A 14,599-nucleotide genomic window follows, 5' to 3' on the forward strand; every position below is an offset into this window, starting at 1 on the left:
AGGGGGTCGGCCTCTAACGCAGACCCTCACCGCGGCAGCTAAGGAGAAGCAGCCCGGAGTACATGATGCTCGGCAGCTTAACCGAGTCGCCCACCGTGCGGGGGTCCGTATCAGTATGCGGGATCGGCGGGATGAACGGGACAAAGAGTGCCGTATACCACTTCCGTAGTGAACGCCGGGCGGTAATCACAAGGGAATTCATCCGTCATGGTCACAGGCAGTGACATACCTGTCACTCGGTGCGATGGTTCCGGCATGACGACGAACGGGGGCCACCGGCCCGTCTTCTGCACCATCGTCCCGCCGCACGTCCTCGACCGGCTCTCCCAGGCCGAGGACCCCCTGGTCCACGGCCCCGCGCGCCGCACCCTGCGCCGCGACGCCTACGAGCGCACCCAGCGCCGGCTGACCACGGTGGTCGGCGCACCGGCCGTCACCACGCGCGCCACGGCGGCCGAGCCCGGCACCCCGCAGCGCACCGTGTACGACGCCGAGCACGGCACCGACCTGCCCGGCGTGAAGGCGCGCGGCGAGGGTGAGGAGCCCGGCCAGGACGCCACCGTGAACCGCGCCTACGCCGGACTCGGCGCCACCTTCGAGCTGTTCCTGAAGGAGTTCGGCCGGGACTCGATCGACGGGAGCGGACTGCCGCTGGACGCCACCGTCCACTACGACCGCGACTACAACAACGCGTTCTGGAACGGCGAGCAGATGGTGTTCGGCGACGGGGACGGGGAAATCTTCCTCGACTTCACCGTCGCCGTCGACGTCATCGGCCACGAACTCGCCCACGGCGTCACGCAGTACACCGCGAATCTCGACTACTTCGGCCAGTCGGGCGCGCTCAACGAGTCGGTGTCGGACGTCTTCGGCGCGCTCATCAAGCAGTACACGCTGGGCCAGACCGCCGAGGAGGCAGACTGGCTCATCGGCGCCGGGCTGCTCGCCCCGCGCGTCACCGGTGTGGCGCTGCGCTCCATGAAGGAACCCGGCACGGCGTACGACGACGACGTGCTCGGCAAGGACCCGCAGCCGGCGACGATGGACGACTACGTCCGCACCGGCCGGGACAACGGCGGCGTACACATCAACTCCGGCATCCCCAACCACGCGTTCCACCTGGCGGCCACCACCCTCGGCGGACACGCCTGGGAGCGCGCCGGGCAGATCTGGTACGACGTGCTGACCGGCGGGGAGCTGGACCAGGACGCTCAGTTCACCGACTTCGCGACGCTCACCGTGAAGGCGGCGCGCGCCCGGTACGGGGAGGGCGCGGAGCTCAACGCGGTCACCAAGGCGTGGGAGCGGGTGGGGGTGCGCACGCTGTAGTTCCGTACTAGACACGGACCATGCGTATTCAGGTGCGGCGCACGGGCGGCTTCGCGGGGATCGAGCGGCAGGCCGAGGTGGACACCTCGGGGCGGGCCGACGCGTCCGAGTGGCAGGCCCTGGCCGAGCGGGCCCTGGCGGGCGGGCGGACCGCTGCGCCGGCCGGGGTCCCGGACGGGTTCAGCTACACGATCACGGTGGACGGCAGGACGGTGCACTGCGCGGACCCGGGGCTCACGGAGGAGCAGCGGGCGCTGATCCGCCGGGTGCTGAAGGAGGGCGCGTAACCAGTCTGTCGCGTACGGGCGTTGACGTGGCTCGGGCGGGGTGCGGATGATCCGGGCCATGGCGACGACGAACCCGATCCCCCGTTTCCCGGCCGGTTTCCTGTGGGGTGTGTCGACCTCGGCGCACCAGATCGAGGGGGCCGTCGACACGCGCGAACCGTCGGTGTGGGACGTGTTCACGGCCCGGCCGGGGAAGGTGCGGGACGGTTCGACGGCGGCGGTGGCCTGCGACCACGTCCACCGCCACCGCGAGGACGTGGCGCTGCTCGCGGACCTCGGCGTGGACGCGTACCGCTTCTCGGTGTCCTGGCCGCGGGTGCGGGCCGAGGGCGGCCTCGACTTCTACGACCGGCTGGTCGACGACCTGCTGGCGGCGGGGGTGCGGCCGGTGCCGACGCTGTTCCACTGGGACCTGCCGGCGGACCTGGACTGGCTGGAGCGGGACACGGCGGAGCGGTTCGCGGAGCACGCGGCGCGGGTCGCCGCGCGCCTCGGGGACCGGGTGACGAAGTGGATCACACTGAACGAGCCCGCCGAACACACGCTGCTGGGTCATGCGCTGGGCGTGCACGCGCCGGGCCGGACGCTGCTGTTCGACGCGCTGCCGGCGGCACACCACCAGTTGCTGGCACACGGCCTGGCGGTACGGGCGCTGCGCGCGTCCGGGGCGTCCGACATCGGCATCGCGAACTCCCACGGCCCGACGTGGCCGGCCTCGGGCGACGAGGCGGACGTGGCTGCGGCGGACTTCTACGACACGCTGCTCAACCGGCTGTTCGCCGACCCGCTGCTGCTCGGCCGCTACCCGGAGGGGATCGGGGAGCTGATGCCGGGAGACGTCGAGGCGGACCTGAAGATCATCGCGGAGCCGCTCGACTGGTACGGGATCAACTACTACGCGCCGACACGGGTGGGTGCGCCGCAGGGCGCGGAGATCGAGTTCGGCGGGGTCCGGATGCCGGCCGAACTGCCCTTCTCCGTACGAGAGATCGAGGGATACCCGGTGACGGACTTCGGCTGGCCGGTGGTGCCGGAGGCGCTCACGGAGGTGCTGGAGGTCTTCCATGGACGCTACGGCGACCGCCTCCCCCCGGTCGTCGTCACGGAGAACGGCTGCGCGTACGAGGGCCTGGACGACACCGACCGCATCACCTACCTGGACGGCCACGTCCGCGCGCTGCACCGGGCGGTGGAGGCGGGGGTGGACGTCCGCGGCTACTTCGTGTGGTCGCTGATGGACAACTTCGAGTGGGCGGAGGGGTACGGCCGCCGCTTCGGCCTGGTCCACGTGGACTTCGCCACGCAGCGGCGGACGCCGAAGGCGTCGTACGACTGGTACCGCGCGCTGCTGCGGGAGCAGCACGGGTGCCGGCGGGGCGCTTAGAAGCCGAGCCGCCGCAACTGCTTCGGATCCCGCTGCCAGTCCTTGGCGACCTTGACGTGCAGGTCGAGGAAGACGGGGGTGCCGAGGAGCGCCTCGATCTGCTTGCGGGACTTGATGCCGACGTCCTTCAGGCGCTTGCCCTTGGGGCCGATGACGATGCCCTTCTGGCTGGAGCGCTCGATGTAGAGGTTGGCGTGGATGTCGAGCAGCGGCTTGTCGGCGGGGCGGTCCTCGCGCGGCAGCATCTCCTCGACGACCACGGCGATGGAGTGCGGCAGCTCGTCGCGCACGCCCTCCAGGGCGGCCTCGCGGATCAGCTCGGCGACCATGACCTGCTCGGGCTCGTCGGTGAGGTCGCCCTCGGGGTAGAGGGCGGGGCCCTCCGGCATGAGCGGGATCAGCAGGTCGGCGAGGAGGCCGACCTGCTGGCCGGCGGTGGCCGACACCGGGACGATCTCCTGCCAGGTGATGCCCAGCTCCTTGCCGAGCTGGTCGACGGCGATCAGCTGCTCGGCGAGCGCCTTGCTGTCCACCAGGTCGGTCTTGGTGACGACGGCGATCTTGGGCGTCTTCTTGATCCCGGCGAGCTCCTTGGCGATGAAGCGGTCGCCGGGGCCGATCTTCTGGTCGGCGGGCAGGCAGAACCCGATCACGTCGACCTCGGCCCAGGTGGTCCGCACGACGTCGTTCAGCCGCTCCCCCAGCAGGGTGCGCGGCTTGTGCAGCCCGGGGGTGTCCACCAGCACGAGCTGCGCGTCCGGCCGGTGCACGATGCCGCGCACGGTGTGCCGGGTGGTCTGCGGCCGGTTCGAGGTGATCGCCACCTTCTGCCCGACCAGAGCGTTCGTGAGGGTGGACTTGCCCGCGTTGGGCCGGCCCACGAAGCAGGCGAAACCGGCCCGGTGAACGGCGTCGGCCGGCTGCTCGGATGACTGGGTACGAACACTCATGCCGCCCATTCTCCCTGATCGCCGAGGCGGCTCGGACCAAGGCGGGCCCGGGCCGCCCGCGAGGGGAGACCCGGGTCCGCCGGAAACGTCGCCGTGGTGGTCAGCCGAAGGCCTTGACCTGGTTCCAGTCCACGCTCAGCACCACCTTCACCGGGGATCCGGTGTTGGTCCGGGACGGGTTGTAGATCCGGGTCGCACCGTCGGTCCGCAGGCGCGCCCAGATGTCCGGGATGCCATCACCGCTGACGTCGGGGATGCCGAGGGCGGTCGGGACGTTGGTGTCGGTCCAGCTGGTGCCGTAGGCCACGTCGCCGTTGAGCGCGTTGGCGGCCAGTTTCAGCGAGTCGAGGTCGACGCTGCCGCTGGTGGGGCCGGGTCGCCCGTGCCGGACGTACATGTTGCCGTTGTCCAGATTGCGCCACAGCAGGTCGGGCGTCTTGTCGCCGTTGATGTCGGCGACGTTGACGATCTCGCGCCGGGCCCAGGCGTCGGAATTCATCAGCGTGGCCTCCCGGAAGGTGCCTCCGGTGTAGCCGGACAGCGTCCAGAACTCCGCGCCGGCCCGCAGCACCAGATCGGGGTGACCGTCGCCGGTGATGTCGCCGACCGCCTTGATCTGCGTCCAGGTCGAGGGGGCGGGGGCGTTCAAGGGCAGCCGGATCGGGATCCGCTCGCCGACGTGGAAGCTACGGTCCTGACGGCGCACAGCTGCTGACCATCAAGGGCAAGCAGGCCACACTGCACCTGGGCGAGGCCGAGGTCACCGACCAGCGTGGCGGGGTCCTGGTCAACACCCAGCGGACCTACTCCGCACCGGGCGGCGCGGTCATGCGTTACGCGTACGGCAACGGCTCCGACCAGTTGGTCGCCCTGGCTGGTGATCATCAGGGCAGCACGTACGCGGAGGTCGTGCTCGGCGGCACCATGTCGGTGCGGATCTGCAAGCAGGACCCGTTCGGCAACCAGCGGGGTGCGGGTGAGACCGGTGCCAACCTGCAGGCCCATACCGGGTGAACGACCTGCTGCAGTCCAACGGCTACGCCTACGCGCACAACAACTCAGTGACGATGTCCGACCCGACGGGTCTGGCCATCAGTCTGACCGCCTCGGAGCGGGCGGCGGCCCTGGCGGGAGCGGGTCTGTCCGCGGCGCAGGTCGCGCAGGCGCAGGCCGCCATGGGCAAGTCGCTGTCCTCGGTGATTTTCGGCGCGGCGTGGTCCACGCTGAAGGACTTCATCGGCATCAACGACGCGATGGCCTGCTTCGGCGGTGACATGTGGTCGTGCGCCGGGATGGTTCTGGGTGCGATCCCGTGGTTCAAGGCGGGCAAGATCCCCGGCGTTTTGAAGGCCATCGACCGCACGATCGACGCGATCCAGGCCTTCCGTAAGGCGAAGAAGGCGGCCGAGACGGCGGCGCTGAAGGCCAAGAAGGCCGCGATCGAGAAGGCGAAGAGCACGGAGCGCGTGCAGCTGGACTTCCTGGGCGGCGGACGCTGGCTGAGGCCGCGCAACGCGCCAAGAAGAAGGCGGCGGAGCAGGCGAAACGAACCTCCGACAAGGCGGTCGCGCAGACCAAGAAGACCGGTAACCCCGTCCAGAAACAGGCCCAGGCCAAGGCGGCCCCGAAGGCGTCCTCGGTGAGCAAGGGCTCCGGAGGCGGCTCGAAGAGCGGCGGTTCCAAGCCGGGCGGCGACTCGGGCGGCTCCTCCCGCAGCAAGGGCGGCAGCAGCGGCAGCGGCGACTCGGGCAAGGCCGACGGAGGTGGCGGAGAATCCTGCGACGTCGGCAACAGCTTCGTCCCCGGCACCAAGGTCCTCATGGCGGACGGGTCGTCCAAGCCGATCGAGGAGGTCGAAGTAGGCGACAAGGTCGTCGCCACCGACCCCGAGACCGGTGAGACCCGCATCGAGACGGTCACCGCCGAGATCAAGGGCAAGGGCCTCAAGCACCTGGTCAAGGTCGTCATCGACACCGACGGCGACAAGGGCGAGGCCACTGCCGAGGTCACCGCGACCGACGGCCACCCCTTCTGGGTCCCCGAACTCGGCCAATGGCTCGACGCCACCGACCTCCAGCCCGGCCAGTGGCTCCAAACGAGCGCCGGCACGTACGTCCAGATCACCGCGATCGAACGCTGGACGACACCGGGCACCACCGTCCACAACCTCACCGTCGGCGACACCCACACGTACTACGTGCTCGCGGAGGCCACGCCGGTCCTGGTTCACAACTGTCCGGCCAGGGGTGGCGCGACGCCTGGTCAGATCGGAGATCGAGGAGTCGATCAACTGGAAAGTGACGTAGTGGCCCAGGGGCACACTGTGGTGGGGCGAGAAGTCCATGCTCGTATACCGGGTACTAGGCACGCAAAGGGCAACTACCGCAAGTACGACCTGGTCACGATGAAAGACGGTTACATCTACCTGCACGAATCAAAGAACGGGCCCGGCGCCAATTACGAACCACACCAAAAGGCAATGGATGATCTCTTCACGGAGACGGGGTTGATCCTCTATGGCCGGTACGCGAGGCGAGGAGGCATCGCCGGGTACCTGGACCCATCACGATTCGTGATCAACGTCGTCCATCAAGACGTATGATGTCGCAGCGCACGCACACCCACGTTCCCTGCAGGGTCATGCCGGGGCCAAGGCGTGCGCTTCTCCCCTGGCCGCGGAGGTTGCCGCAGTGAAAAAGTCTGAGGTCTTCAAAGAGATTGCCGGCGCGATGAAGGCCGTCGGCTTCAGACGACGGGCTTCCAACTACGAGTACGTGCTGGATCTCGGGCCTGGTTTCGAAGGATGGTGCTCCTTCGCGGATCACGCCAAGCGTGGGAGCAGCAACCTGCTGGTGGCGACCTTCGCCGGAGTCCGCTGCTCAGCCGTCGAAGAACGTATTGCACGATGGTGCGGCGACGTCGTGCCTGGCTGGGATGGACGGAGCTACGTGGCCACGGTATCGGCAAACGTCGGTTACCTCAGGCCTGAAGCGCAGTGGTTGGAGCACCCCGTCGACTTGACCGGTGATGAGCCGGCCGAAAGCGCCCAGAGGAACATGGAGGATGTCACCGGCATCGCCCTCGAGTTCTTGCGTCGGACAGCCTCGTACCAGGGTGTGACGCATGCCCTGATCACCGTGAAGGGGCAGATGCCTGATCGCCAAATCGAAAGACTCCCCCTCACATATGCACTGCAAGGGGAGTACGAGAAGGCTCAGCATCACCTCAGCTATATGCGGAAACTGGTGGACGACGAATCGTACCTGGCACCGCGATATCTACGTTACTTGGCTGGGTTCGAGGAAGAATTCCTCTCTGTCTGATCGGCTCGCTTCTCGCCGAGGTGACGGGAGGAGCGCGAGGACTCCTTCACGAGTCACCTGGGCCGGACCGGAGTCCGGCCCAGGCCTGCCGACCGACGTCAGTCGAACACGAACGGCCCCGGTGCCTGCGGAGCCGTCGCCGTGCAGGTGATCGTGATGAAGCCGAAGGCCGTCACCTTGAGGGTGCCGCCGTAGGCCTCCAGGCTGTCGCCGGGGGCGACCGTGCCGGAGAGGGGGCCCACCTCGAGGGCGTCGCCCGTGGACATCGCCGGGTTCTTGGTGCCCTTGAAGGTGACCGTGCCGCCGTCCGCCTTCACCATCGTCAGCTCCGAGACCAGGGAGTCCTGGCCGAGGGAGACCGGCGCGGTGACCGACGAGGTCTGGAGCGTGATCGTCGCGGACGTGCCGCTCTGAGTGGCGGTGAGGGTGGCGTCACCGCCGCCGTAGCTGCCGCAGTCGGCGTTGACGGTCGCCGTTCCGGGGTCGACGGCGGCGGCGGTGGGGGCGAACGCCAGGCCGCAGGCGGCCAGTGCGCCCGCGGCCAGGGACAGACCTGTTCCGAATCGCTTGCCTCTCATGGGATTCCGGCTCCCTTTCGTGTGGGGGGCAGTTGGGGGTCCGGACCCGCTGCGTGTCCATTGATGCGCGGGAGGCGCCGCACGACAAGGTTGAGATCTGGCCTAATTACCGGAGGTAACAGCGGTGGGGCGCGAGCGGGCTCCTCAGCCCGCCGTGACCGTCTCCCGTACCGTGCCGTCCGGCCCGGCCACCAGCACCGGTGTGTCCGCGCCGCCCAGGTCCCGTACGGCCGCGCGGTCCTCGTCCGAGGCCGACTCCGCGTCCGTCACCACCGCCGCCGCCTCCAGCGACGTCGCGCCGGACGCCACCGCCATCGCCACCGCCGTGCGCAGCGCGCTGAGCTTCAGCGAGTCCAGGGCGACGGTGCCCGCGGCGTACGTGCGGCCGGTCTCGTCGCGTACGGCCGCGCCCTCGGGCACGCCGTTGCGGGCCCGGACGGAGCGGGCCAGGGTGACGATCTTGCGGTCCTCGGGGTCGAGGTCGGGAGTCTCGGTCATGATCCGAGCATAAGGGGGCGCTACGGGCGGTCGAGGCGCAGGCGGGCCGCTCGCGGGAGGCCCGCCACGACCAGGTCGTAGGAGTCCTCCACCAGCTCCCTGACCAGGCGGTCCGGGAGGGAGCCGGCGGGTCCGCCGGACACCGTCACCGTGTTCCAGTGCCGCTTGTTCATGTGCCAGCCCGGGACGACGAGGTCCGGGTGTGCGGCGCGGAGGCGGATCGCGTCGTCCGGGTCGCACTTGAGATTGGCCTTGAGCGGGCGCGCGCCCAGGTCCGTCAGGGCGAACATCTTCCCCAGCACCTTGAAGACCGAGGTCTCCGGGTTGAAGGGGAACTCCTCCACCGCCGCGTTGAACGACAGGCGCAGGGCGCGCAGCCGCTCCGGGGTCATTCCTCCGGCTCCTCCTCGCCGGCCAGGGGCTTCGCCGGGCCCACGGGCTCCACCAGCACCGTCACGATCTTGTTCCGGCGTCCTGCCGCGGCCTCCGCCGTCAGCCGCAGCTCACGCCCGTCCGGCAGTTCGACGACCGAGGACGCGCCCGCGATCGGTACCCGGCCCAGCTGCTTCGCGAGCAGTCCGCCGACGGTCTCCACGTCCTCGTCGTCGAACTCCTCGAGCCCGTACAGCTCGCCGAGGTCCGTGATGTCGAGGCGCGCGGTGACCCGGTGGCGGCCTTCGCCGAGGTCCTCGACCGGGGGCAGCTCGCGGTCGTACTCGTCGGTGATCTCGCCGACGATCTCCTCGAGGATGTCCTCGATGGTGACGATGCCCGCGGTACCGCCGTACTCGTCGACCGCGACGGCGACGTGGTTGCGCTCCTTCTGCATCTCGCGCAGCAGGTCGCCGGCGTTCTTGGTGTCGGGCACGAAGAACACGGGCCGCATCGCCGTCGACACCAGGTCGTTCTCCGCGTCCCGGCTGATGTGCGTCTTGCGGGCCAGGTCCTTCAGGTAGACGATCCCGACGATGTCGTCCTCGCTCTCGCCGGTCACCGGGATGCGGGAGAACCCGGAGCGCAGGGCGAGCGTGAGGGCCTGCCGGATGGTCTTGTACCGCTCGATGACCACCAGGTCGGTGCGCGGCACCATGACCTCCCGCACCAGCGTGTCGCCCAGCTCGAAGACCGAGTGCACCATGCGGCGCTCCTCGTCCTCGATCAGCGACTCCGCCTCCGCGAGGTCCACCAGCGCGCGCAGCTCCGCCTCGGAGGCGAACGGGCCGTGCCGGAAGCCCTTGCCGGGTGTGAGGGCGTTGCCGATGAGGATCAGCAGCGAGGGGATCGGGCCCATGATCCGCGCGAGCGGCACCAGGACGTACGCGGCGACCGTGGCCGTGTTCAGCGGGTGCTGCCGGCCGATGGTGCGCGGGGAGACGCCGACGGCGACGTACGACACGAGGACCATGATGGCGATGGCGATCAGCAGCGCCTCGGCCGTGTCGTCGAACTCGCGGACGCTGCCGTAGGTGATGAGTGAGGCGGCGGACATCTCGCAGGTGACGCGGACCAGCAGCGCCACGTTGAGGTAGCGGGTGGGGTCCGCGGCGATCTGCGCGAGCTTGGCGCTGCCGCGGCGGCCCGACCGTACGGCCTCCTCGGCGCGGAAGCTGGAGACGCGCGCGATGCCGGCCTCCGCGCAGGCGGCGAGCCAGGCGACGACGACGAGCGCGAGCGCCCCCAGGACGAGTTGGGCGCTCATGACACGGTCGGGGCCGGAGAGGGGCCGGTGAGGCCCTTCTCCGCGCGCCAGCCGTCCACGATGGCCGCCTGGAGGCCGAACATCTCGGCCTTCTCGTCCGGCTCCTCGTGGTCGTAGCCGAGCAGGTGCAGCACACCGTGGACGGTGAGCAGCTGGAGCTCCTCGTCCATGGTGTGCCGCGTCGGTGCTTCCTCGCCCTGCTTGGCGGCGACCTCGGGGCAGAGCACGATGTCGCCGAGGAGTCCCTGCGGGGGCTCGTCGTCGTCCTTGGACGGGGGCCGCAGCTCGTCCATCGGGAACGACATGACGTCCGTGGGCCCGGGCAGGTCCATCCACTGGATGTGCAGCTGCTCCATGGCGCCCGCGTCCACCACGATCACCGAGAGCTCGGAGAGCGGGTGGATGCGCATCCGGGCCAGTGCGTAACGGGCGATGTCGAGGATCGCCTGCTCGTCGACCTCGGTGCCGGACTCGTTGTTGACGTCGATCGACATCTGGTGCTCGGTCTACTTCCCCTTGTGCCCGGACCGGCCGCGGCCGCCCTTGTGGGTGCCGTTCTCGGTGCCGTGCTGGCTGTCGTACTGCTCGTACGCGTCGACGATACGGCCCACCAGCTTGTGCCGGACGACGTCGTGGGACGACAGCCGGGAGAAGTGGACGTCGTCCACGCCCTCCAGGATGTCCTGGACCTGGCGCAGACCGGACTTGGTTCCGTCGGGCAGGTCCACCTGCGTCACGTCACCCGTGATCACGATCTTCGAGTCGAAGCCGAGGCGGGTGAGGAACATCTTCATCTGCTCGGGGCTCGTGTTCTGGGCCTCGTCCAGGATGATGAACGCGTCGTTGAGCGTGCGGCCGCGCATGTACGCCAGCGGCGCGACCTCGATCGTGCCCGCGGCCATCAGCCGGGGGATCGAGTCGGGGTCGAGCATGTCGTGCAGCGCGTCGTACAGCGGGCGCAGGTACGGGTCGATCTTCTCGTAGAGCGTGCCCGGCAGGAAGCCCAGCCGCTCGCCCGCCTCGACCGCCGGCCGGGTCAGGATGATGCGGTTGACCTGCTTGGACTGCAGGGCCTGCACCGCCTTGGCCATGGCCAGGTAGGTCTTGCCGGTGCCGGCGGGGCCGATGCCGAAGACGATGGTGTGCTTGTCGATCGCGTCCACGTAGCGCTTCTGGTTGAGCGTCTTGGGGCGGATCGTACGGCCGCGCGAGGACAGGATGTTCTGCGTGAGCACCTCGGCCGGGGTCTCCTGGCCGTCGCTCTCCCCGCTGTCGCTCGCCTTGAGCATGGCGATCGAGCGTTCCACTGCGTCCTCCGTCATCGGCTGCCCGGTGCGGAGCACCAGCATCATCTCGTCGAACACGCGCGAGATCAGGGCCACGTCCGTGGCGTCGCCGACCGCGCTGATCTCATTGCCCCGGACGTGGATGTCGGCCCCCGGGAAGGCCTTCTCGATCACACGCAGGAGGGAGTCGCCGGAGCCCAGCACGGTCACCATGGGGTGCTGGGCGGGGACGGTGAACTGCACTCTCGCCTGCCCCTGCGCGGGGGTGTGAGCTGTGGGTGTCTGAGTCATGGGCCGGCTCTGAGGCCTGCGGTTCCTCCTCGTCACGGCCGCGCAGCTGAGGGCGGCCTCGCGACTCCCAGGGTACGACGGCGGGGTGACAAGCTCGTAGGCCTTTTATCCGGTCGGGCGCTCGAGCCCGTCGGCCCTCTTCCCCGCCTGCGCCGTCGCACGCCCTCGCGTCCGGCGGAGGGGGCCGGGCGTCACGCGGACCTGCGGAACCCGATCGTCGGGACGGCCCGCCGCAACGGCCAGGGCCGCGCCGCCTCCTCCGGGACCAGCCCGGTCAGGAAACGGTAACGGCGCAGCGCGGAGGGATCCTGGCCCTCGACCGACTGCACCCTGCGCCACCACCCGGCGATCTCCGCCCAGCCCGGCGCGGACAGCGAGCCGCCGAACTCCTGGACGGACAGCGCGGCCGTGAGCCCGGCGAAGGCGAGCCGGTCGGCCAGCGGCCAGCCCGCGAGGGAGCCGGTGACGAAGCCGGCGACGAACACGTCCCCCGCCCCGGTCGGGTCCAGCGCCTCCACCTCGATCGCCGGGACCGACGCGGTCTCCCCCGTCCGCCGGTCCACCGCGTACGCTCCCTCCGCGCCCAGCGTGACCACGACGACCGGCACGTGCTCGGTGAGGGCGTGGGCGGCGGCGCGCGGGGTGTCCGTGCCGGTGTAGCGCATGGCCTCCGCCGCGTTCGGCAGGAACGCCTCGCAGTACCGCAGGTCGTGCAGGCCCGCCAGGTCCCACGCCCCGGTGTCGTCCCAGCCGACGTCGCCGAAGATCCGGGTGCCCTTGCGGGCGGCCTGGGCGATCCAGGGGGCGCTGCGGCCGGGGGTGAGGGAGGCGACGGCGGCGCGGGCGCGGGGCGGGCTCGCAGGCAGGTCCGCGCCCGAAGGGCGTCGTTTGAGGGCGGTGGCGGGTGCCGGGCGGGCCGGCTCCTCGGGGGGCGGTTCGTGGCCGTGGGAGACCATCGTGCGCTCGCCCTCGTACGCCATGGAGACGGTGACCGGGGAGTGCCAGCCGGGGACCGTGCGGGACGGGGAGAGGTCGATGCCCTCGCCCTGCTCCAGCGCGTCCCAGCAGTATTCGCCGTAGTGGTCGTCGCCGAAGGCGGCCGCCAGGGACGTGCGCAGGCCGAGCCGGGCCAGGGCGGTGGCCATGTTGGCCACGCCGCCCGGGCTCGACCCCATGCCGCGCGCCCAGGTCTCGGTGCCGCGCACGGGGGCGCAGTCGAGCCCGGTGAAGACGATGTCGAGGAAGACGGTGCCGGTCAGGTAGACGTCCCAGGCCGGGTCGTCCGGGCCGCGCAGGGCGGCCAGCGGGTCGATCTGAGCCGGGCAGGGCGGTCCCGCGACGGGTGCCTTCCCGGCTCTCCCGCCGTTCCTCTTCCCGGTGGACGCCATCTCGGTGCGCTCCCTGACGTGGTGCGGTTTCAGCCAGTGTGCACCACACCGCCGACAGGGAGGCGGCCGTCAGGCCGCGCCGTGTCCGGACCGGTCACCAGCGGGGCACGGCGGGCCGGACCCAGCCGGGGTCGGCGACCCGCATGGCCGCCGCGTCGTCGCGGTCGCGCAGCGCGCCGTCGTCGTCCAGCCATCGCCGGTGCAGGAACGCCAGCCGGTCGCGGTCGAGTTCCACGCCGAGGCCCGGCGCGTCGGACACACGGACCGTGCCGTCCTCGAACGCCGGCCGCTCGGTGAGGACGTCCTCGGACTGCCAGGGGTAGTGGGAGTCGCAGGCGTGGTGCAGGTTGGGCACGGTGGACGCCACGTGCGTCATGGCGGCGAGGCTGATGCCGAGGTGGGTGTTGGAGTGCATGGAGACGCCCACGCCGAAGGTGCGGCAGATCGCCGCGAGGTGCTGGGTGTTGCGCAGTCCGCCCCAGTAGTGGTGGTCGGAGAGCACCACCTGCACGGCGTCCCGGGTGAACGCCTCCTTGATCTCGGCGAACGTCGTCACGCACATGTTCGTCGCGAGCGGCACTCCCACCCGTCGCCCACCGCCACCCTTGTCCGAGGCGCTTCGCGCCGCCCTCTTCAACCCGGCGGCCACCTCCGCCATGGCCGGAGTGCCGAGCGTGGGGTCCTCCAGGTACTCCAGGACGTCCCCGAGCTCCTTCGCGACCTTCAGCGAGGTCTCCACGGACCAGGCGCCGTTGGGGTCGAGGCGCAGCGGGTGGCCGGGGAAGGCGGCGGCGAGGGCGCGGACGGCGGCGATCTCCTCCTCGGGCGGGAAGACGCCACCCTTGAGCTTGAACGACCTGAAGCCGTACCGCTCGGTGAAGCGGCGGGCCTGCTCCACCACCCCCGCCGGGTCGACGGCCGCGCCCCAGTCGTCCTTCTCCGCCGTCACGCCCGCGGGGTGCTCGGCCCACTTGTAGAACAGGTACGCGCTGTATTCGACGGCGTCGCGCACCTTGCCGCCGAGCAGGGCGTGCACAGGCAGGCCGAGGCTCTTGCCGAGGGCGTCGAGGCAGGCGACCTCCAGGGCGGAGAGCACGGACAGCCGCAGCTTGTCGGCGGTCTGCACGCCGCGCAGTCCGCCGACGTCGACCTGTCCGGAGACGCGGGCGGCGTCGACGGCGACCTCGTCGGCCTCGGCGAACAGCCGGTTCAGGTCGTCGACGCGGTGTCCGACGAGCCGGTCGGCGAGCGGGCGGGCCAGCTCCAGGTACTTGGTGTCGCCGTACGTCTCGCCCAGCCCGGTGACCCCGTCGGCGGTCACCACCTCCACGATCAGCCGGGGGGTGTACGGCTGGTGCACGCCCTGCGTGTTGAGCAGCGGCGGGTCGGCGACCAGGACCGGGGTGAGGCGGACCTCGGTGACGGTCAGGTCGCGGGAGGCGGATGCGGTCACGGGGCGGCTCCTACGAGGTCGAGTCCGGCGTCGAGCCGGGTCCCGGGACCGGCGAGGTCCCGGGCGGACGGGTCGGTGAGCGGCGGTGCAGGCGACCTGGCCGGGCTTCCGGCGGCGATCCGTTTCCGCCACG

Annotated in this window: 14 protein-coding genes and 1 pseudogene; 5 read left to right on the forward strand and 10 right to left on the reverse strand. The window is 70.5% G+C overall.

The genetic code is table 11. From position 1 onward, the window contains the following. Window positions 1-255 precede the first annotated feature (255 nt). The 3 genes from MTR79_RS27420 to MTR79_RS27430 are packed head-to-tail and all read left to right on the forward strand — an operon-like array spanning window position 256 to window position 3,000. The gene (locus tag MTR79_RS27420; RefSeq protein ID WP_086700699.1) at window positions 256-1,329 is read left to right on the forward strand and encodes a M4 family metallopeptidase; all 1,074 of its coding nucleotides are present in this window, start codon (window positions 256-258) and stop codon (window positions 1,327-1,329) included. Window positions 1,330-1,349: 20 nt separating this feature from the next. Further along, complete coding sequence (locus MTR79_RS27425; protein WP_189365923.1) at window positions 1,350-1,616, forward strand: protealysin inhibitor emfourin; 267 nt, start codon at window positions 1,350-1,352, stop codon at window positions 1,614-1,616. Window positions 1,617-1,674: 58 nt separating this feature from the next. After that, window positions 1,675-3,000, forward strand: coding sequence for a GH1 family beta-glucosidase (locus MTR79_RS27430; protein WP_244792175.1), 1,326 nt, complete (start codon window positions 1,675-1,677; stop codon window positions 2,998-3,000). Here MTR79_RS27430 and era read toward each other — a convergent pair. Both era and MTR79_RS27440 read right to left on the reverse strand, forming a co-directional pair. Then, window positions 2,997-3,950, reverse strand: coding sequence for a GTPase Era (era, locus tag MTR79_RS27435; protein ID WP_048460862.1), 954 nt, complete (start codon window positions 3,948-3,950; stop codon window positions 2,997-2,999). The genes MTR79_RS27430 and era overlap by 4 nt on opposite strands. A 100-nt stretch (window positions 3,951-4,050) precedes the next feature. Next, a complete protein-coding gene (locus tag MTR79_RS27440; protein ID WP_346088025.1) occupies window positions 4,051-4,656 on the reverse strand; it encodes a VCBS repeat-containing protein in 606 nt (201 codons plus the stop codon). Between MTR79_RS27440 and MTR79_RS27445 the strand changes: the two are divergent. Both MTR79_RS27445 and MTR79_RS27450 read left to right on the forward strand, forming a co-directional pair. Then, window positions 4,638-6,186: pseudogene (locus MTR79_RS27445) on the forward strand (polymorphic toxin-type HINT domain-containing protein); the annotation flags it as partial. The gene MTR79_RS27440 and the pseudogene MTR79_RS27445 sit on opposite strands and share 19 nt — an antisense overlap. A 454-nt stretch (window positions 6,187-6,640) precedes the next feature. Then, window positions 6,641-7,273 (forward strand): hypothetical protein, encoded by a 633-nt coding sequence (locus MTR79_RS27450; RefSeq protein ID WP_086700690.1) that lies wholly within the window; start codon window positions 6,641-6,643, stop codon window positions 7,271-7,273. A gap of 98 nt (window positions 7,274-7,371) precedes the next feature. Here the strand turns inward: MTR79_RS27450 and MTR79_RS27455 are convergent, their stop codons facing one another. The 8 genes from MTR79_RS27455 to MTR79_RS27490 form a co-directional block, all read right to left on the reverse strand. Next, window positions 7,372-7,851 (reverse strand): hypothetical protein, encoded by a 480-nt coding sequence (locus MTR79_RS27455; RefSeq protein ID WP_244792176.1) that lies wholly within the window; start codon window positions 7,849-7,851, stop codon window positions 7,372-7,374. 144 nt (window positions 7,852-7,995) lie between these two features. Continuing rightward, window positions 7,996-8,349 (reverse strand): cytidine deaminase, encoded by a 354-nt coding sequence (locus MTR79_RS27460; protein WP_114873723.1) that lies wholly within the window; start codon window positions 8,347-8,349, stop codon window positions 7,996-7,998. A gap of 20 nt (window positions 8,350-8,369) precedes the next feature. Continuing rightward, entirely contained in the window at window positions 8,370-8,741 is a 372-nt protein-coding gene (locus MTR79_RS27465) for an MmcQ/YjbR family DNA-binding protein (RefSeq protein ID WP_244792177.1), read from the reverse strand. Continuing rightward, window positions 8,738-10,048: a hemolysin family protein gene (locus MTR79_RS27470; protein ID WP_244792178.1), complete on the reverse strand. Its 1,311-nt coding sequence runs from the start codon at window positions 10,046-10,048 to the stop codon at window positions 8,738-8,740. The genes MTR79_RS27465 and MTR79_RS27470 overlap by 4 nt, the downstream gene beginning before the upstream one ends. Next, on the reverse strand, window positions 10,045-10,542 hold the full coding sequence (ybeY, locus tag MTR79_RS27475) for an rRNA maturation RNase YbeY (protein WP_024888363.1): 498 nt from the start codon (window positions 10,540-10,542) through the stop codon (window positions 10,045-10,047). The genes MTR79_RS27470 and ybeY overlap by 4 nt, the downstream gene beginning before the upstream one ends. Window positions 10,543-10,554: 12 nt before the next feature. Beyond that, window positions 10,555-11,625, reverse strand: a complete 1,071-nt coding sequence (locus MTR79_RS27480; protein ID WP_086700682.1) for a PhoH family protein — start codon at window positions 11,623-11,625, stop codon at window positions 10,555-10,557. 191 nt (window positions 11,626-11,816) lie between these two features. Next, entirely contained in the window at window positions 11,817-13,013 is a 1,197-nt protein-coding gene (locus tag MTR79_RS27485) for a PfkB family carbohydrate kinase (RefSeq protein ID WP_189365918.1), read from the reverse strand. A gap of 94 nt (window positions 13,014-13,107) precedes the next feature. Continuing rightward, complete coding sequence (locus tag MTR79_RS27490) at window positions 13,108-14,466, reverse strand: glucarate dehydratase family protein (protein ID WP_086703127.1); 1,359 nt, start codon at window positions 14,464-14,466, stop codon at window positions 13,108-13,110. Window positions 14,467-14,599 lie beyond the last annotated feature (133 nt).

It is taken from the genome of Streptomyces sp. BJ20, from assembly GCF_022869105.1.
Classification (GTDB): domain Bacteria; phylum Actinomycetota; class Actinomycetes; order Streptomycetales; family Streptomycetaceae; genus Streptomyces; species Streptomyces griseoincarnatus.